Consider the following 17,507-nt stretch of genomic DNA (forward strand, 5'->3'; position numbering starts at 1 on the left):
GAAGGCTGCGATCTTTTGATCTTGTTTTTAAAAATCAAAGTCAAAAGATCGCAGCCTTCGGCAGCTCCTACACGAAGAACACCATATTCGTGCGTGCGGAAATTTGACCCGCAGGTTTACAATCCACGCTCCTGATCAGGAGTAATCCCGTGCTGACTCATCTCGATTCCCAAGGTCGCGCCAACATGGTCGACGTCACCGAAAAAGCCGTGACGTTCCGTGAAGCGACGGCCCAAGCGCTGGTGCGCATGCTCCCCGAAACGCTGCAGATGATCGTCAGCGGCGGCCATCCCAAGGGTGATGTGTTTGCCGTGGCGCGCATCGCCGGCATTCAAGCGGCGAAGAAAACCAGCGATCTGATTCCCCTGTGCCACCCGCTGATGCTTACCGGCGTCAAAGTCGAACTCAGCGCTGACGGCGAAGACACCGTGCGCATCGTCGCCCGCTGCAAACTCTCCGGGCAGACCGGCGTCGAGATGGAAGCGCTGACCGCCGCCAGCGTCGCCGCCCTGACCATCTACGACATGTGCAAAGCCGTGGATCGTGGCATGACCATCGAAAGCGTGCGTCTGCTGGAGAAGGTCGGCGGCAAGAGCGGGCACTTCCAGGCGGAGCAGCCATGAACCTGACCGTGAAGTTTTTTGCCCGTTACCGTGAAGCGCTGGGCGTGGATTCGGTAAAGGTTGAAGGTGATTTCGCTACCGTCGACGACGTGCGAGCACTGCTGGCGAAACGTGACGGGGCTGAGGTGTTGAGCGAGCAGAACCTGATGTGCGCACGCAACGAAGACCTCTGCCAACTCGACGAGCCGGTGACCGATGGCGACGAAGTGGCGTTTTTCCCGACCGTGACCGGAGGCTGAGCCATGGCGATTCGCGTGCAGGCCACGCCGTTCGATCCGGGCGCTGAAGTCAACGCGATGCACGCGGCCAATGTCGGCGTCGGCGCGGTGGTGAGTTTTGTCGGCTACGTGCGCGACTTCAACGACGGACTGGATGTAGCGGGGATGTTCCTCGAGCACTATCCGGGCATGACCGAAAAAGCCCTCGGCAAGATCGCCATCGAAGCCGAACAGCGCTGGCCACTGTTGAAGCTGGAAGTGCTGCACCGCATCGGCGCGCTGGAACCGGGTGAGCCGATCGTGTTCGTCGGCGCCGCCAGTGCCCATCGCCAGGCTGCCTTCGATGCCTGCGCCTTCGTCATGGACTACCTGAAAACCCGCGCACCGTTCTGGAAGAAGGAAAACACCAGCGACGGGCCGCGATGGGTCGAAGGGCGTGACAGTGATCATGCCGCCGCCGATCGCTGGAAGAAATAAGTTCTCTAGCGCCTTCCAATCCGCCATCGCTGGCAAGCCAGCTCCCACAGGGTTTTGCGTCGTGCACATATTTTTTGTGCACCACTGAAACTGTGGGAGCTGGCTTGCCAGCGATGAGGCCATCTGCAACACCAAAAAACCTCGCAGACACTCTCTTCTTCCTGATTGACGATTTGTACCTGAGAGTCCAGTATGGATTTCCAAGTACAAAAAAAGCTTCTGTCTTGCAGCTATCAGCTTGCCGCTTGTAGCTGCTCTTCTTCGCCAAACCAACAACAACCCGCGAGAGAACGAACATGAAGAAACTCCCCCTCATCACCGGTCTGGCCCTGAGCCTGTTGGCCTCTGCCAGCGTGTTCGCTGCCGAGCAAACCCTGCGCATCGGCATTGAAGCCGCTTATCCGCCCTTCGCTTCGAAAACCGACAAGGGCGAAATCGTCGGTTTCGACTACGACATCGGCAATGCCCTGTGTGCGCAGATGAAGGTCAAGTGTGTGTGGGTCGAAGGTGAGTTCGACGGTCTGATTCCTTCGCTGAAAGTGAAGAAGATCGACATGGCGCTGTCATCGATGACCATCAATGAAGACCGCAAGAAGTCGGTGGATTTCACTCACAAGTACTACTTCACTTCGTCGCGACTGGTGATGAAGGAAGGCGCCACGGTCGACGATCAGTACGCCAGCCTCAAGGGCAAGAACGTCGGCGTGCAGCGCGCGACCACCACCGATCGTTATGCCACCGAGGTATTTGAGCCCAAGGGCATCAACGTCAAGCGCTACAGCAACAACGAAGAGATTTACATGGACCTGGCGGCGGGGCGCCTCGATGCGATTTTCGCCGACACGATCCCGTTGAATGATTTCCTGTCGATGCCGCGTGGCAAGGGTTACGCGTTTGTCGGGCCTGAGTTGAAGGATCCGAAGTACGTGGGCGAGGGCGCAGGGATTGCGGTGCGCAAGGGCAATGCCGAACTGGTCAGCCAGTTGAATGGCGCCATCGATGGCATTCGCGCCAGTGGCGAGTATCAGAAGATTTCCGAGAAGTATTTCAAGTCCGACATTTACGGCGACTGATAAAAAAGATCGCAGCCTTCGGCAGCTCCTACATGGAAATGCGTGCTCCTGTAGGAGCTGCCGCAGGCTGCGATCTTTTGCTCCTCAGCCCTTCAATTCCTTCAAATGCTTGTACACCGTCGCCCGCCCCATGTTCAGCACATTGGCCACATAGTTCGAGGCACTCTTGCCCTTGAACGCCCCCTCGGCGTGTAGCGCCAGCACCAGTTCGCGCTTGTGATCGCGAGTCAGCAGATTCAGGCTCAGTTGCCGCTCGCGCAGCCAGGCGTGGAGGAAGGTGTTGATGCGTTCCTGCCAGTCATCACGGAACAGCGAGTCCGGCTGGGGAATCAGCTTGCTCGGCGAGAGAAACAGGTCCAGCGCCGCTTTGGCATTCTCGAACAGCGAAATATTCAGGTTGATGCACAACACTGCCAGCGGCCGGCCTTCGCTGTCGCGCAGCACGGTGCTCAGGCTGCGAATCTTCTGGCCATCCCAATTGAGCTTTTCGTACGGGCCGATATTGCGGTCGCTGACATCCTCGCTGAGCATGTCTTCCAGCGACGAGTCGTCGCCGATCTCACGTTTGGACAGGTTGTTGGCGATGTAGTCGACCTTCTGCGTGCGCAGGTCGTGCAGCACCACTTCGGCGTGAGGAAAGAACAGCGTGGCGATGGCGTCGGCGACGGCGCGGAAGTTATCCAGCGCCGGGTCGAATTCGGGGGCAGTCATGACAGTGGAGCTCCAGGCAGCGTCAACGCCCCCGTGATCAGGAGGCGTTGCGAGTGTGCCGCAATCCGTTGGGCGCGTCATCCGCAGGGACGCTCAGGCGAGGCGGGCAGGGGAGAGCATGGCGCTGTCCAGCCCGAACTGCTGCAAGTGTTCGGGCAACGGCTCACCGCGTACCAACGCCGCGCTGGCCTGGCCCATCGCCGGCGACGTCTGGATGCCGTAGCCACCCTGCGCCGCCACCCAGAACAGTCCGGGTACTTGCTGATCGAAACCGCTGAGCAGATCACCGTCGGCGACGAAACTGCGCAGCCCGGCCCAAGTGCGCGTCGGCCGGCGGATGGTCAGCGTCGTCGCTTCTTCGATCTGGTAGATGCCCATGGCGATATCCAGCTCTTCGGGTTGCACATCGTGAGGCTCGACCGGATCGGCGTTGGCCGGCGAGCCGAGGAACATGCCGGCGTCGGGCTTCATATAGAAGGATTCGTCGAGGCTGACCAGCATCGGCCAGTGATGAATATCCACACCTTCTGGCCCGGCGAAAATGAACGCGGCGCGGCGCTTCGGCTGCAGGCCCAGCGGCCTGGCGCCAGCCAGTGCACCGATCTTGTCGGCCCAGGCGCCGGCAGCGTTGATGATCACCGGTGCGCTGAACGTCTGCCCGTTGGTTTGCACGTGCCAGAGGCCATCGGAGTCACGGCTCAAGCCGAGCACTTCGCAATCTGTGTGCACTTGTCCGTTATTGCGACGGATGCCACGCAGGTAGCCCTGGTGCAAGGCGTCGGTGTCAATGTCGCTGGCGCTCGGGTCGTAGATCGCGCCATGGACTTTTTCCCGGCGCAGAATCGGCAGTCGCGCACAGGCTTCGTCGGCGCTGAGCAGTTGCATCTCCGGCACGGTGGCTTTGGCGCTGAGGTATTGGTTGTTCAGTTCGGCGGCGTCACCGGTGAAATCCACGGTCATTTCGCCACGCGGGGTGAGCAGTGGGTGTTCGCAGAAACCTGTCGGCGGGTTGTCAAAAAATGCCCGGCTGGCCTGGGTCAGCGCGCGTACTTGCGGTGTGCCATACGCGGCGGTAAACAGCGCGGCAGAGCGCCCGGTGGAGTGATAGGCCGGGTGGGATTCACGTTCGAGTACGACCACTTTGCCGTGCGGTGACAGCCAGAAACCGGTGGACGCGCCGGCAATCCCGCCGCCGATGATGATGAAATCTGCCTGGCTCATGAGGTTCTCCAGTGATGACGCAATATCAAGGCGTTCGCTATCCCCTTGTGGGAGCGAGCCTGCTCGCGAAAGCGGTATATCAGTCGACATCTTCGGTGAATATCAGACCGCATTCGCGAGCAGGCTCGCTCCCACAGGGGATTTGTGGTGTTAGTGAGTCAAGTGATAAACCGCATTGGCGAGGGCAATGTCTTCCAGCCCCAAGCCGATTGAACGGAAGAACACATGACGATCGTAATCAGGGCGCTGCACTTTCTCGCTGAGCAGGTCGGCGAGGTCGCCGACGATCAAATCTTTGCTCCAGCCATGTTGTTCTGCGGCAATCAGCATTTCACCCGCCGACCCCGGTGTGGTCAGACGATAGTCGCAGAACACCTGCATGTCGTTGAGGCTGTGCGGCGGCACTTCATGAGCGCGCGGAGCGTTGGTGCTGATCGAGGTGATCAGGGCCGGTTTGCGCAATGCGGCGGGATCGATGACCGGGCCGGCGGACGAGGTGCACAGCATGATCACGTCGGCCTCGGCGATGGCGGCTTCGCGGGTCTCGGCAATGTTCAGATCGGCTGCGATGGCTTTCAATGCTGCCTGAGTTGCAGCATCTTCGCGCAGGGACGGCGAATACAGGCTGATGCTCTGCCAGTCGCGCAGACCTTTCACATAGTGCAGATGCGCCTGCGCCACCTTGCCGCTGCCGATGATTGCCAGTCGCGTGGCATTCGCCGGGGCGAGGGCGTCGACCGCCACGGCTGTTGTCGCGGCGGTGCGCGCGGTAGTCAGTTCACCAGCATCGCAGAGCAGCAGCGGCTGACCGGTTTTCATCGACATCAACAACGTCCATGCCGTCACCAGCGGGCCTTGCTCGCGAACGATATACGGCGAAGTCTTCACGCCGTACACACCATCCTCGGCCAGCACGCCCAGATAATTGATGAAGTCGCCGGCCCCCTGAGGGAATTCCACCAGTTGCTGCGCCGGTTGTACGGCATTTCCCGCTGCGAGGTCGCGAAACAGTTTGCGCAGGATCTGTGGCACATCAATGCGCGCCAGCAGCTCACGGGCCTGGGTGTGGTCGATCACGTAAGGCGTACTGGACATGTCAGGCTCCGCAGTCTAGATATAAACTAATTTGTCTATTATGGACTTTTAGTGTTGTCTCGCAACCACCTGATGAATTCCAGGCGAAAAAAAAGCGCAGTCCGTTGCCGGCTGCGCTTTTTCTTTCAGGCGTCGCTTACTGCGGACGCTTGCGCTCAACTGCGCGCAACAGATGCGTCGGCGGTGTTTCACAGCTGATCTTGCGACCGAGCTTTTCTTCGATGGACGGCAACTGATACGAGTCGTCTTCACCGGCGAAGCTGATCGACACACCATCGGCGCCGGCACGACCGGTACGACCGATGCGGTGCACGTAATCGTCCGGGACTTCCGGCAGGGTGAAGTTGATCACGTGGCTGATGCCGTCGATGTGGATGCCGCGACCGGCAACGTCGGTGGCGACCAGCACACGAATCTTGCCTTCGCGGAAACCTTCCAGGGTCTTGATGCGCTTGTGCTGCGGCACGTCGCCGGACAGTTGCGCGGCGTTGATGCCGTCACGCACCAGGCGTTCTTCGATGCGGCGCACTTCGTCCTTGCGGTTGGCAAAGACGATCACGCGTTCCCAGCCGTTATCGTTGACCAGGTTGTAGAGCAGTTTGTACTTATCGGCACCGGCCACCGCATAAATGTGTTGCTCGACGTTTTCGTTGGCCACGTTGGTGATTTCGATTTCGACGATCGCAGGGTCAGTGGTCCACTGCTTGGCGAGGTTCATCACGTCTTCAGTGAAGGTCGCGGAGAACAGCAGAGTCTGGCGCTCGGACTTCGGCGGCGTCTGGCGAATGATCTGGCGCACCTGCGGGATGAAACCCATGTCGAGCATGCGGTCGGCTTCGTCCAGCACCATCACTTCGACCATGTCCAGGTGCACATCGCCGCGCTGGTTGAAGTCGAGCAAGCGGCCCGGGGTGGCGACGAGGATGTCGCAGTGGCGTGCTTCGAGGTGCTTGAGCTGCTTGTCGAAGTCCATGCCGCCGACGAACGTCATGACGTTGAGGCCGGTGTACTTGGTCAGGTCGGCAGCGTCTTTGGCGATCTGCACCACCAGCTCACGGGTCGGCGCGATGATCAGCGCACGGGGTTCGCCCATGTAGCGTTCTTTCGGCGGCGGCGTTTGCAGCAGCTGGGTGATGATCGAGATCAGGAACGCGGCGGTCTTGCCGGTGCCGGTCTGCGCACGACCAATGGCGTCTTTGCCGGCGAGGGTGTAACCCAGCACCTGTGCCTGGATCGGCGTGCAATAAGGAAAGCCCAGATCCTGGATGGCGTGCATCAGTTCGGGAGACAACTTGAAATCGTGGAAGCGGGTTTTGCCTTCCTGCGGCTCGACGACGAAATCTTCGAGTTTCCAGGGAATCACCGGTGCCTTGGGCTTCGGTTCGCGGCGTGGTTTGGCCGGTTTCGGCGCTTCGCTGCGTGCGGGCTCGGCGGCGATGGGCGCGGCCGGTGCAGATTGCGGTGCTTGCTTCGGTGCCGCTACGGGAGCGGGGCGCTCGGCCTGTGGCGCATCGGTGCGATGACCGGGGGCGTGCGACGGCGCACTGGGAACTGGCGCGAGCTGCTCAGCCTCGCTTTTACCGAACATTTTCTTGAGTGCTTTGAGCACGGTCATCTCATCAATTGGTTAAGGAATGTACGCCGGCCAGTGTAATGCAAGAAACGGGCGCGGCGTAGTGGGAGGGATCAAAGGGTGACTTTAATCTCGACGCTTAGCGCAGACGTTCGCTCAGCCAGATGCCGATATCGCGAATTTCTTCGGGTAACACTTCGTGCTCCATTGGGTATTCCTGCCATGTCACGGTGACACCATGCTTCACCAAATGCTCGTAGGCAGAGCGGCCCATCGAGTTCTGCACCACGCCATCGAACTGGCCGTGCAGGCACAGTGCGGGAATCCGCTGCTGACTGGCTAAAAGCTCCATCTCATCAGTGAAGGTCGGCGCATAGGTCGACAACGCCAGCACACCGCCCAGTGGCCCCTGCCATTTTACAAATGCGGTGTGCAACACCACCGCGCCCCCTTGGGAAAAACCGGCGAGGAAAATCCGCGAGGCGTCTATTCCGGCGGCTCGCTGCACATCGATCAATTTGATGATGCGATCGGCGGACTCCTCCAACTGCTCACGGTCAATCGCGCGCGCCGGGCTCATGGCTTTGATGTCGTACCAGCTCGGCATGGCATATCCGCCATTTATCGTCACCGGAAGTGTGGGCGCCTGTGGCAGCACGAAGCGCGTGCTCAACAGGCTTTCCTGCAGCGCCTCAGCCACCGGCAGGAAGTCGTAGCGGTCGGCGCCGAGGCCGTGCAGCCAGATCACGCAGGCGTCTGCGGGCTTAACAGGCTCAAGAATCAAGGGCTCGGTCATGTCTGCTCCAAAAATGTGCGGGCGCTCTCATTAAGTGCGTGATTGGAGTGCGCGTCGGGTGGATCCGTTAAGAAGATGTCGCAAGGTTACAAGTTTTGCTATTGACCTGTCGCCGAATCGATTTGGCGAGCGGTGTGGTACGGGCTTTGCTATGGCTTGAACCGTGCAACCGATCTTGCGTGGGCGGTAACACTATCAGTGTACGACCCGCGACGGGATTGCAAAGAATCCGGTGATGGATGTTCGCCAATGGCCGCTACGGGCTTAGCGAACGTGAAAGGGCTACAGCCCGTTCGGCCGATTGGTGAGAAGTGAGTTGTCCATGATGTGGATTTTCTCCTACTAGACTCATAGCGAAGGTCTTACGTCGGTTGACCCCAAAAAAAGCCAACACGGGTCAACAACGCCTCAAAAGGGTGCGACTGGACTCAAGCTCCGACACAACAAGAGCAAAACTGGAGGTTTGAATGAAGATGTTGAAATCCACTCTGGCGATCGTGACTGCAGCAACAGTTCTCGGCGTCAGCGGGTTCGCTCAGGCGGGTGCAACCCTGGATGCCGTGCAGAAGAAAGGTTTCGTGCAGTGTGGCGTGAGCGACGGTCTGCCGGGCTTCTCGGTTCCGGACGCTACCGGCAAGATCCTCGGGATCGACGCTGACGTCTGCCGCGCTGTGGCCGCTGCCGTGTTCGGCGACGCGACCAAGGTCAAATTCAGTCAGTTGAACGCAAAAGAGCGCTTCACCGCGCTGCAATCGGGCGAGATCGACATCCTGTCGCGCAACACCACCATGACCAGTTCGCGTGACGCGGGCATGGGCCTGAAATTCCCGGGCTTCATTACCTACTACGACGGCATCGGCTTTCTGGTGAACAACAAGCTGGGCGTGAAGAGTGCCAAAGAGCTGGACGGTGCAACCATCTGCATCCAGGCCGGTACCACCACCGAGCTGAACGTTTCCGACTACTTCCGTGGCAACGGTCTGAAATACACCCCGATCACCTTCGACACCTCCGATGAAAGCGCCAAGTCGCTGGAATCCGGTCGTTGCGACGTGCTGACCTCCGACAAGTCCCAACTGTTCGCCCAGCGCTCGAAGCTGGCGTCGCCGAAGGACTATGTGGTTCTGCCGGAAACCATTTCCAAAGAACCGCTGGGCCCGGTCGTACGTAATGGCGACGACGAGTGGCTGGCCATCGTGCGCTGGGTAGGCTACGCGCTGCTCAACGCTGAAGAAGCCGGTATCACTTCGAAGAACGTCGAAGCCGAAGCCAAGTCGACCAAGAACCCGGACGTTGCCCGTATGCTCGGCGCTGACGGCGAGTACGGCAAAGACCTGAAACTGCCGAAAGACTGGGTTGTGCAGATCGTCAAACAAGTGGGCAACTACGGCGAAATCTTCGAGAAAAACCTCGGCAAGAGCACTCCGCTGGAAATCGACCGCGGCTTGAACGCCCTGTGGAACAACGGCGGCATTCAGTACGCACCACCAGTGCGCTAATGGTTCTATCACCCGGCGGGCCAACCGCCGGGTGATGTTCTTGTTCCATTTCTTCCGGGGCACTTCATGCAAAATTCAATCGGCGCACCAAAGCAGAGGCTCAGCCTCAGCGATCCACGAGTGCGTGCGTGGCTATTCCAGATCATCACCGTTGTGGCGGTGGTCTCGCTGGGCTGGTACTTGTTCGACAACACGCAAACCAACCTTCAGCACCGGGGCATTACCTCCGGTTTCGGCTTTCTGGAGCGCAGTGCCGGGTTCGGCATCGCTCAACACCTGATCGACTACACCGAAGCGGACAGCTATGCCCGCGTCTTTGTCATCGGTCTTCTCAACACCCTGTTGGTGACCGTGATCGGCGTGGTTCTGGCGACGATTCTCGGTTTCATCATCGGTGTGGCGCGGCTGTCGCAGAACTGGATCATCAGCAAACTGGCGACGGTGTATGTGGAAGTGTTCCGCAACATTCCGCCGCTGCTGCAAATCCTGTTCTGGTACTTCGCGGTGTTCCTGACCATGCCGGGACCGCGCAACAGCCATAACTTCGGCGACACCTTCTTCGTCAGCAGCCGTGGCCTGAACATGCCGGCCGCACTGGCTGCCGACGGTTTCTGGGCGTTCGTGATCAGCATTGTGGTGGCCATCGTCGGCATCGTGCTGATGTGCCGCTGGGCCAACAAACGCTTTGAAGAAACCGGCGTGCCGTTCCACAAGTTCTGGGTCGGCCTGGCGATTCTGCTGGTGATCCCGACCTTGTGCGCCCTGATCTTCGGCGCACCGCTGCACTGGGAAATGCCTGAACTCAAAGGCTTCAACTTTGTCGGTGGCTGGGTGTTGATCCCGGAACTGCTCGCCTTGACCCTGGCCCTGACCGTATACACCGCGGCGTTCATCGCCGAGATCGTGCGTTCGGGGATCAAGTCGGTCAGCCATGGCCAGACCGAAGCGGCGCGTTCGCTCGGCCTGCGCAACGGCCCGACCCTGCGCAAGGTGATCATTCCGCAAGCCCTGCGCGTGATCATTCCGCCGCTGACCAGCCAATACCTCAACCTGGCGAAAAACTCTTCGCTGGCGGCCGGTATCGGTTACCCGGAAATGGTGTCGCTGTTTGCCGGCACGGTGCTCAACCAGACCGGTCAGGCGATCGAGGTGATTGCCATCACCATGAGCGTGTACCTGGCGATCAGTATCAGCATTTCCCTGCTGATGAACTGGTACAACAAGCGCATTGCGCTGATCGAGCGGTAAGGAAAAGCGCATGAGTACTCATACTTTCAAACCCGACATGCCCCCACCAAACAGCAGCATCGGCGTGGTGGCGTGGATGCGCGCGAACATGTTCTCCAGCTGGCTCAACACCCTGCTGACGCTGTTTGCGTTCTACCTGATCTACCTCGTGGTGCCACCGATCCTCAGTTGGGCCATCCTCGATGCCAACTGGGTCGGCACCACCCGCGCCGACTGCACCAAGGATGGCGCCTGCTGGGTGTTCATTCAGCAGCGTTTCGGCCAGTTCATGTACGGCTACTACCCGACGGAACTGCGCTGGCGCGTGGACCTGACCGTGTGGCTGGCGGTGATCGGCGTGGCGCCTCTGTTCATCTCGCGCTTCCCGCGTAAAGCGGTGTACGGGCTTAGCTTCCTGGTGCTGTACCCGATCATTGCCTACATCCTGCTGCATGGCGGTTTTGGTCTGAGCAATGTGGCGACCAGCCAGTGGGGCGGCCTGATGCTGACCTTGGTCATCGCTACCGTCGGTATCGCCGGGGCCTTGCCACTGGGGATTGTGCTGGCGCTGGGTCGTCGTTCGAACATGCCGGCAATTCGTGTGGTCTGCGTGACCTTCATCGAGTTCTGGCGCGGCGTACCGTTGATCACTGTGCTGTTCATGTCCTCGGTGATGCTGCCGCTGTTCCTGCCCGAAGGCATGAACTTCGACAAACTGCTGCGGGCATTGATCGGCGTGATCCTGTTCCAGTCGGCCTATGTGGCTGAGGTTGTGCGCGGCGGTCTGCAAGCGATCCCTAAAGGTCAGTATGAAGCGGCTGCAGCGATGGGCCTCGGTTACTGGCGTTCGATGGGCCTGGTGATCCTGCCGCAAGCCCTGAAGCTGGTTATCCCCGGCATCGTCAACACCTTCATTGCGCTGTTCAAGGACACCAGTCTGGTGATCATCATCGGCCTCTTTGACCTGCTCAACAGCGTCAAACAAGCCGCTGCCGATCCGAAATGGCTGGGCATGGCCACCGAAGGCTACGTGTTCGCCGCCCTGGTGTTCTGGATTTTCTGTTTTGGTATGTCGCGCTATTCCATGCATCTGGAACGCAAGCTCGACACTGGCCACAAGCGTTAGGAGTTCTGTAAATGAGTGAAGCAATCAAAAAGCCTGTAGGTCCTGAAGGCATTATTCAAATGCAGGGCGTCAACAAGTGGTACGGCCAGTTCCACGTGCTCAAAGACATCAACCTCAACGTCAAGCAGGGCGAGCGTATCGTCCTGTGCGGCCCGTCGGGTTCCGGCAAATCGACGACGATTCGTTGCCTCAATCGCCTGGAAGAACACCAGCAGGGCCGCATCGTCGTCGACGGCGTGGAACTGACCAACGACCTCAAGCAGATCGAAGCGATCCGCCGTGAAGTCGGCATGGTGTTCCAGCACTTCAACCTGTTCCCGCACCTGACCATTTTGCAGAACTGCACCCTGGCACCGATGTGGGTACGCAAGATGCCCAAGCGCAAGGCCGAGGAAATCGCCATGCATTACCTGGAACGCGTACGCATTCCAGAGCAGGCGCACAAATTTCCGGGGCAACTGTCCGGCGGTCAGCAACAGCGTGTGGCGATTGCCCGTGCGCTGTGCATGAAGCCGAAAATCATGCTGTTCGACGAACCGACTTCAGCGCTCGATCCGGAAATGGTGAAGGAAGTACTCGACACCATGATCGGCCTGGCTGAAGACGGCATGACCATGCTTTGCGTGACCCACGAAATGGGCTTTGCCCGCACCGTGGCCAACCGCGTGATCTTCATGGACAAAGGTGAAATCGTTGAGCAGGCGGCGCCGAATGACTTCTTCGATAATCCGCAGAATGACCGGACGAAGTTGTTCTTGAGTCAGATTTTGCATTGATCTGACCTACGTTCTGAAATAAACCCGGACCGAGCTCCGGGTTTGTTTTTACCGGCTTTTGTCAGGGCACCGGTGCCGTCTCCTGTTCCGGGAAGCGCGCGGCGAGCAATCGCCGCAAGTCACTGCCTTCGTTCATCGCGTGTATTTCGGCGAGCAGATGAGGGTGACGATCCAACACGCGCATAAGGCTGAACAACGGTTGAGGCGGCGGAAGCTCGCCGCGTTCGTAGCGGGAAAAAGCGTTGTGACCTCCACCGGATAGCAATTTAACTGCTTCTTTTTGGGTGAGATGCAATTTGCGGCGGATGCGTTTCATCTCGGCGCCCATTACGTGGAAGCACTCTTCGAGCAATTTATCGCCGGCGTCGGAATAACGTTCGGCGCTGTCAGTATCGTTATCAAAAATGATCTCGCCGCAGGCTGCGCATTCCCACCCTGCAATGTCGTGCACCCAACGTGAAACGTTCTTGTAGTTGACAGTCAAACTGCGACGTTCGAAATGTTGCATCGCCTCTTGAGTACCACAGCTCATGCATTGCCGTGTATTCATAAAATCTTCTCCTTGAAAGAGATCACGGGAGGACCGCCGTTGGGGCAGTAGGTGATTTTGATATACAACTCCAAGTCGTGATATCCAATATGGTAAACGTCCTGCCAGTGTCGGTGGTTGGTGTAGCTAGTCATGGACTTGTAGAACATTCGACGATCCAGCGAGCAGATGGCTTGCTGCATATGTTTGAGGTTTAACCCCATTCCCTTGCCCGAGCTCATCGCGCTTCCTGTAAAGGCTTTGGCGCCCAGTCTGATGACCTCTTGCTTCACTACCGCCAAGTCGTAATGGGGTGTGTTCTTCTCCATAAGAAATCAAAACCCTGTCCCTGAAATTACCCTTAAAGGGTAATTTTGACCAATCGAAAATCCCGCTTCATGTGTCTCCGATTGACCCTAGGTGGTTGCCGTCCTACACGGGGCTGACTAACATGTCAGAAAATTCATCCTATGATTGGATGAAAGGGTGAATCCTATGTCAGACATTTCTCCACTCATCAAACGATCCCTGGTCGATCAGGCCCTGGATCAACTCCGCCAGCGCATCAACAGCGGTGCCTGGAAGGTCGGCGAGCGTTTGCCGACCGAACCCGAGCTGTGCGCCGAGCTGGGCATCAGCCGCAACACCGTGCGCGAAGCCATGCGCGTGCTGGCGTTTTCCGGATTGATCGAGATTCGCCAGGGCGATGGCAGTTACTTGCGCGCCGTGGTTGATCCGCTCGACACGCTCAAAGCCTTGTCGCGCTGCTCGCTCGATCAGGCACGGGAAACCCGACACATCCTCGAGGTCGAGGCCATCGGCCTGGCGGCGTTGCGCCGTACCGACGAGGATCTCGTCGCATTACGTGAAGCGCTCGGCACCAGCGGCAGCCACTACCACGGTGATCTGGACACCTACATCGCCTGCGATCTGGTGTTCCACCGTCGTCTGGTGGACGCCGCGCACAACCCGACCCTCAGCGAGCTGTATCGCTATTTCTCCAGCATTGTCGGCGCGCAATTGCGCCAGACCCTGAACATCGTCCCGCGCCGCCAGGAAGTGTTCGACCTGCACATCGAGCTGCTCGATGCGGTCGAGCAACGCGACCCGGAACGGGCCAAAGCTTTATCGAGACAGTTGATCAATGAACCTTGAAACCGAGAAATCCATGTCACGCAGTAAGATATCCACAACCCCGAAGCGCACGGCAGAACTCGAAGAGCTGCTGATCGACGCCGAGGCCGATGATGAGCAAGTGCAGCAGAGCCATCCGCTGGTGCGCCGGCCATGGCTGTTGCTGCTGGGCTTGATTCTGGTGGCGCTGAACCTGCGTCCGGCGCTGTCGAGCATGGCGCCGCTGCTCAGCGACGTTTCCAAAAGCCTCGGCTTGTCGGCGGCTCAGGCCGGTTTGCTGACCACATTGCCGGTGCTCTGCCTCGGTTTGTTCGCACCGCTGGCGCCGATTCTGGCGCGCCGCTTCGGTGCCGAGCGGGTGGTGTTGGGGATTCTGCTGACACTGGCCGCCGGGATCATTTTGCGCAGCAACTTTGGCGAGATCGGCTTGTTTGCTGGCAGCGTATTGGGCGGCGCGAGTATCGGCATCATCGGAGTTTTGCTGCCGGGTATCGTCAAGCGCGACTTTGCCAAACATGCGGGCACCATGACCGGTGTCTACACCATGGCGCTGTGTCTGGGCGCGGCGATGGCGGCGGGCTTCAGCGTGCCATTGAGTGAACATTTCGGTAACAGTTGGGCGATGGGCCTGGGTTTCTGGGTAATTCCGGCGCTGGTTGCGGCGGTGTTTTGGCTGCCGCAAGTCGGGCAGAAGCAGGGTGCACACAACGTTGCTTATCGTGTGCGCGGGCTGCTGCGTGATCCGCTGGCCTGGCAGGTGACCTTGTACATGGGCCTGCAATCGTCGCTGGCCTACATCGTGTTCGGTTGGTTGCCGTCGATCCTGATTGGTCGTGGTCTGACGCCGACCCAGGCCGGTCTGGTGTTGTCCGGTTCGGTGATCATCCAGCTCGCCAGTTCGTTAGCCGCACCGTGGCTGGCGACTCGCGGCAAGGATCAGCGTCTGGCCATCGTCGTGGTCATGGCGCTGACCCTTGGCGGTCTGTTCGGCTGCCTGTATGCGCCGATCGAAGGCCTGTGGGGCTGGGCGATTTTGCTGGGGCTGGGGCAGGGTGGTACGTTCAGTCTGGCGTTGACGTTGATCGTGCTGCGTTCGCGTGATTCGCATGTTGCGGCGAACCTGTCGAGCATGTCCCAGGGGTTCGGTTACACGTTGGCGTCGATGGGCCCGTTCGCGGTCGGCGTGGTGCATGACTGGACCGGTGGCTGGAATGCGCTGGGCTGGATCTTTGGCATCATTGGTACAGGCGCGATCATTGCCGGGCTCGGCGCCGGGCGTGCGCTGCACGTGCAAGTGCAAAGCGAAAAAATCTAACGCGGTTCAAACTGTAGGAGTGAGCCTGCTCGCGATAGCTTTATACCAGTCAACGTTGCGCTGACTGACACACCGCTATCGCGAGCAGGCTCACTCCTACATGGGTTTTGTGTACAGCGGGTATTCGGTTTACGAATGCCGATAGTGTTTCTGCGCATTGCAGATTATGGTGCTGGCACTCTGTACCTATTTTGGAGTTTGCCCATGAGCGAAGCCCACGCCGCGTTGATCACCCGCTTCTACCAGGCCTTCCAGCGCCTTGATGCCGAAGCCATGGCCGCCTGCTACACCGACGACGTCGTGTTCAGTGATCCGGCCTTCGGCGAACTGCGCGGGCGCGATGCTGGCGACATGTGGCGCATGCTCACCACTCGGGCCAAGGATTTCTCGCTGACCTTCGACAACGTCCGCGCCGATGAGCGCAGCGGCGGCGCGCATTGGGTGGCGACCTACCTGTTCAGCCAGACCGGCAACATCGTCATCAACGATATCCAGGCCCGCTTCGTCTTCCGTGACGGCAAGATCTGCGAGCACCACGATCACTTTGACCTGTGGCGCTGGTCGCGTCAGGCGTTGGGTTTCAAAGGCCTGCTGCTGGGCTGGACACCGCTGGTGCGCAACGCCGTGCGCGCCCAGGCGCTGAAGGGACTGAAGGCATTTCAGGCCAGTCGCTGATAAGATCGCCGCCTGTTTCCTACACGTCTTGATCCCGAAGTGACCAGCCTTAGCGAAAAATCCGTCGACGTCGCCGAACCCGTGAGCAAGTCCTGGTTCGTCTACCTCGTTCGCGCCGCCAATGGTTCGTTGTACTGCGGGATCAGCGACGATCCGGTGCGTCGTTTCGCCAAGCATCAAAGTGGCAAAGGCGCACGGTTCTTCCTCTCCAGCCCGGCGATGGCGCTGGTTTATACCGAGTTGTGTCGCGACAAGAGCGATGCGTTGCGGCAGGAACGGCTGATCAAAAAGCTCAGGAAGAGCGCCAAGGAATGTCTGGTTGCGTCTTATCAATCTGACTGATTGGTTCCCATCAGGCAGATCTGTAGGCTGCCAAGCCAATGCACGCTAAGCTGCGGGCTCACTATCTGAGCGGCGGAGCCGAGCATGTCCGAGTTGATTCTGCACCACTACCCGACCTCCCCATTTGCCGAGAAGGCCCGCCTGCTACTGGGCTTCAAAGGCTTGTCGTGGCGCTCGGTGCATATCTCGCCGGTGATGCCGAAACCGGATCTGACCGCCCTGACTGGCGGCTATCGCAAGACCCCGGTGTTGCAGATTGGCGCTGACATCTATTGCGACACTTCGCTGATCGCGCGGCGCCTGGAACAGGAAAAAGCCTTGCCGGCTTTCTTTCCCGAGGGCCAGGAGTTCACCGTCGCCAGTTTTGCCACATGGGCTGACTCGGTGGTGTTTCAACATGCGGTGAGCCTGGTGTTTCAGCCGGAATCGGTGGCGGTTCGTTTCGCCAAGTTGCCGCCGGAAGCGATCAAAGCTTTTATTGCCGACCGCGCCGGTCTTTTCAGTGGTGGCAGCGCCACGCGTTTGTCTGCCGAACAAGCCAAGCATCAGTGGCCGACGATCATGGCGCGTCTGGAGCAGCAGTTGCAGCGCGAGCAAGGCGACTTCTTGTTCGGCGAACCGTCGATTGCCGACTTCGCATTGGCGCATCCCATGTGGTTCCTGAAAGCGACTCACGTCACGGCGCCGCTGGTGGATGAGTATCCGGCGGTAGCAGCCTGGTTGGGCCGAGTGCTGGGCTTTGGCCATGGCGCGGCGAGCGCGATGACCTCCGAGGAGGCGCTGGAGGTGGCGCGTAACGCGACACCAGCGGCATTGCCGGATGAGCAGTTCGTAGACCCGAATGGCTTCAAGTCGGGTCAGCAGGTGGCGATTGCCGCGACGGATTACGGGGTTGATCCGGTGGTGGGTGAGTTGCTGTTTGCTGGCAGTGAAGAGCTGATCATTCGTCGTGAAGACGAACGTGGTGGTGTGGTGCATGTGCACTTCCCGCGCTTCGGCTTCCGCATCGAAGCCCGCTAAAAGCAAAAGATCGCAGCCTGCGGCAGCTCCTACACAAATCTCGTGTAGGAGCTGCCGCAGGCTGCGATCTTTTGATC

The 17,507-nt window shown here is 59.3% G+C and carries 20 protein-coding genes; 13 read left to right on the plus strand and 7 right to left on the minus strand.

Annotation, left to right across the window (positions count from 1 at the left end):
* The first annotated feature begins 149 nt into the window (after positions 1–149).
* From moaC to aotJ, 4 genes are all read left to right on the plus strand, one after another.
* On the plus strand, positions 150–623 hold the full coding sequence (moaC, locus tag M9827_RS23400) for a cyclic pyranopterin monophosphate synthase MoaC (RefSeq protein ID WP_016985015.1): 474 nt from the start codon (positions 150–152) through the stop codon (positions 621–623).
* Positions 620–862: a molybdopterin converting factor subunit 1 gene (gene moaD / locus M9827_RS23405; RefSeq protein ID WP_250607369.1), complete on the plus strand. Its 243-nt coding sequence runs from the start codon at positions 620–622 to the stop codon at positions 860–862. The genes moaC and moaD overlap by 4 nt, the downstream gene beginning before the upstream one ends.
* A gap of 3 nt (positions 863–865) precedes the next feature.
* A complete protein-coding gene (moaE, locus tag M9827_RS23410; RefSeq protein WP_038357637.1) occupies positions 866–1,318 on the plus strand; it encodes a molybdopterin synthase catalytic subunit MoaE in 453 nt (150 codons plus the stop codon).
* Positions 1,319–1,614: 296 nt separating this feature from the next.
* On the plus strand, positions 1,615–2,391 hold the full coding sequence (gene aotJ / locus M9827_RS23415) for an L-arginine-binding protein AotJ (RefSeq protein ID WP_007914314.1): 777 nt from the start codon (positions 1,615–1,617) through the stop codon (positions 2,389–2,391).
* Between the two features lie 84 nt (positions 2,392–2,475).
* On the opposite strand, the gene M9827_RS23420 is transcribed toward aotJ, so the two are convergent.
* From M9827_RS23420 to M9827_RS23440, 5 genes are all read right to left on the minus strand, one after another.
* Positions 2,476–3,102, minus strand: coding sequence for a helix-turn-helix transcriptional regulator (locus M9827_RS23420; RefSeq protein ID WP_064586076.1), 627 nt, complete (start codon positions 3,100–3,102; stop codon positions 2,476–2,478).
* Between the two features lie 93 nt (positions 3,103–3,195).
* Positions 3,196–4,323 carry an NAD(P)/FAD-dependent oxidoreductase gene (locus tag M9827_RS23425; RefSeq protein WP_250607371.1) on the minus strand — a complete coding sequence of 376 codons (1,128 nt, stop codon included), beginning with the start codon at positions 4,321–4,323 and terminating at the stop codon, positions 3,196–3,198.
* A 150-nt stretch (positions 4,324–4,473) separates the two neighbouring features.
* Positions 4,474–5,418: an ornithine cyclodeaminase family protein gene (locus M9827_RS23430; RefSeq protein ID WP_250607373.1), complete on the minus strand. Its 945-nt coding sequence runs from the start codon at positions 5,416–5,418 to the stop codon at positions 4,474–4,476.
* A gap of 136 nt (positions 5,419–5,554) precedes the next feature.
* Entirely contained in the window at positions 5,555–7,033 is a 1,479-nt protein-coding gene (rhlB, locus tag M9827_RS23435; RefSeq protein WP_250607375.1) for an ATP-dependent RNA helicase RhlB, read from the minus strand.
* Positions 7,034–7,130: 97 nt separating this feature from the next.
* On the minus strand, positions 7,131–7,787 hold the full coding sequence (locus M9827_RS23440) for an alpha/beta hydrolase (protein ID WP_250607377.1): 657 nt from the start codon (positions 7,785–7,787) through the stop codon (positions 7,131–7,133).
* A gap of 467 nt (positions 7,788–8,254) precedes the next feature.
* Between M9827_RS23440 and M9827_RS23445 the strand changes: the two genes are divergently transcribed.
* The 4 genes from M9827_RS23445 (at position 8,255) to M9827_RS23460 (ending at position 12,415) form a co-directional block, all read left to right on the plus strand.
* Complete coding sequence (locus M9827_RS23445) at positions 8,255–9,286, plus strand: amino acid ABC transporter substrate-binding protein (RefSeq protein ID WP_095050968.1); 1,032 nt, start codon at positions 8,255–8,257, stop codon at positions 9,284–9,286.
* A gap of 66 nt (positions 9,287–9,352) precedes the next feature.
* Positions 9,353–10,534, plus strand: coding sequence for an amino acid ABC transporter permease (locus M9827_RS23450; protein ID WP_099758062.1), 1,182 nt, complete (start codon positions 9,353–9,355; stop codon positions 10,532–10,534).
* Between the two features lie 10 nt (positions 10,535–10,544).
* Positions 10,545–11,639: an amino acid ABC transporter permease gene (locus M9827_RS23455; protein WP_250607379.1), complete on the plus strand. Its 1,095-nt coding sequence runs from the start codon at positions 10,545–10,547 to the stop codon at positions 11,637–11,639.
* An 11-nt stretch (positions 11,640–11,650) separates the two neighbouring features.
* Positions 11,651–12,415, plus strand: coding sequence for an amino acid ABC transporter ATP-binding protein (locus M9827_RS23460; RefSeq protein WP_003221897.1), 765 nt, complete (start codon positions 11,651–11,653; stop codon positions 12,413–12,415).
* 61 nt (positions 12,416–12,476) lie between these two features.
* Here the strand turns inward: M9827_RS23460 and M9827_RS23465 are convergent, their stop codons facing one another.
* Together M9827_RS23465 and M9827_RS23470 are read right to left on the minus strand one after the other, a co-directional pair.
* Positions 12,477–12,965 carry a type II toxin-antitoxin system MqsA family antitoxin gene (locus M9827_RS23465; RefSeq protein ID WP_222833606.1) on the minus strand — a complete coding sequence of 163 codons (489 nt, stop codon included), beginning with the start codon at positions 12,963–12,965 and terminating at the stop codon, positions 12,477–12,479.
* Positions 12,962–13,273 (minus strand): type II toxin-antitoxin system MqsR family toxin, encoded by a 312-nt coding sequence (locus M9827_RS23470; protein ID WP_250607382.1) that lies wholly within the window; start codon positions 13,271–13,273, stop codon positions 12,962–12,964. Before M9827_RS23470 ends, M9827_RS23465 begins: the two co-directional genes overlap by 4 nt.
* Positions 13,274–13,439: 166 nt before the next feature.
* On the opposite strand from M9827_RS23470, the gene M9827_RS23475 reads away from it, so the two are divergent.
* The 5 genes from M9827_RS23475 (at position 13,440) to M9827_RS23495 (ending at position 17,430) form a co-directional block, all read left to right on the plus strand.
* Positions 13,440–14,099: a FadR/GntR family transcriptional regulator gene (locus tag M9827_RS23475; RefSeq protein ID WP_123464869.1), complete on the plus strand. Its 660-nt coding sequence runs from the start codon at positions 13,440–13,442 to the stop codon at positions 14,097–14,099.
* A complete protein-coding gene (locus M9827_RS23480) occupies positions 14,089–15,393 on the plus strand; it encodes a CynX/NimT family MFS transporter (RefSeq protein WP_250607384.1) in 1,305 nt (434 codons plus the stop codon). Before M9827_RS23475 ends, M9827_RS23480 begins: the two co-directional genes overlap by 11 nt.
* A gap of 204 nt (positions 15,394–15,597) precedes the next feature.
* Entirely contained in the window at positions 15,598–16,068 is a 471-nt protein-coding gene (locus M9827_RS23485) for a nuclear transport factor 2 family protein (RefSeq protein WP_250607385.1), read from the plus strand.
* 39 nt (positions 16,069–16,107) lie between these two features.
* On the plus strand, positions 16,108–16,410 hold the full coding sequence (locus tag M9827_RS23490; protein ID WP_008083651.1) for a GIY-YIG nuclease family protein: 303 nt from the start codon (positions 16,108–16,110) through the stop codon (positions 16,408–16,410).
* A gap of 84 nt (positions 16,411–16,494) precedes the next feature.
* Positions 16,495–17,430: a glutathione S-transferase family protein gene (locus M9827_RS23495; protein ID WP_250607387.1), complete on the plus strand. Its 936-nt coding sequence runs from the start codon at positions 16,495–16,497 to the stop codon at positions 17,428–17,430.
* Positions 17,431–17,507: the final 77 nt, after the last annotated feature.

This window comes from Pseudomonas sp. AKS31 (assembly GCF_023634765.1).
Classification (GTDB): Bacteria; Pseudomonadota; Gammaproteobacteria; order Pseudomonadales; family Pseudomonadaceae; genus Aquipseudomonas.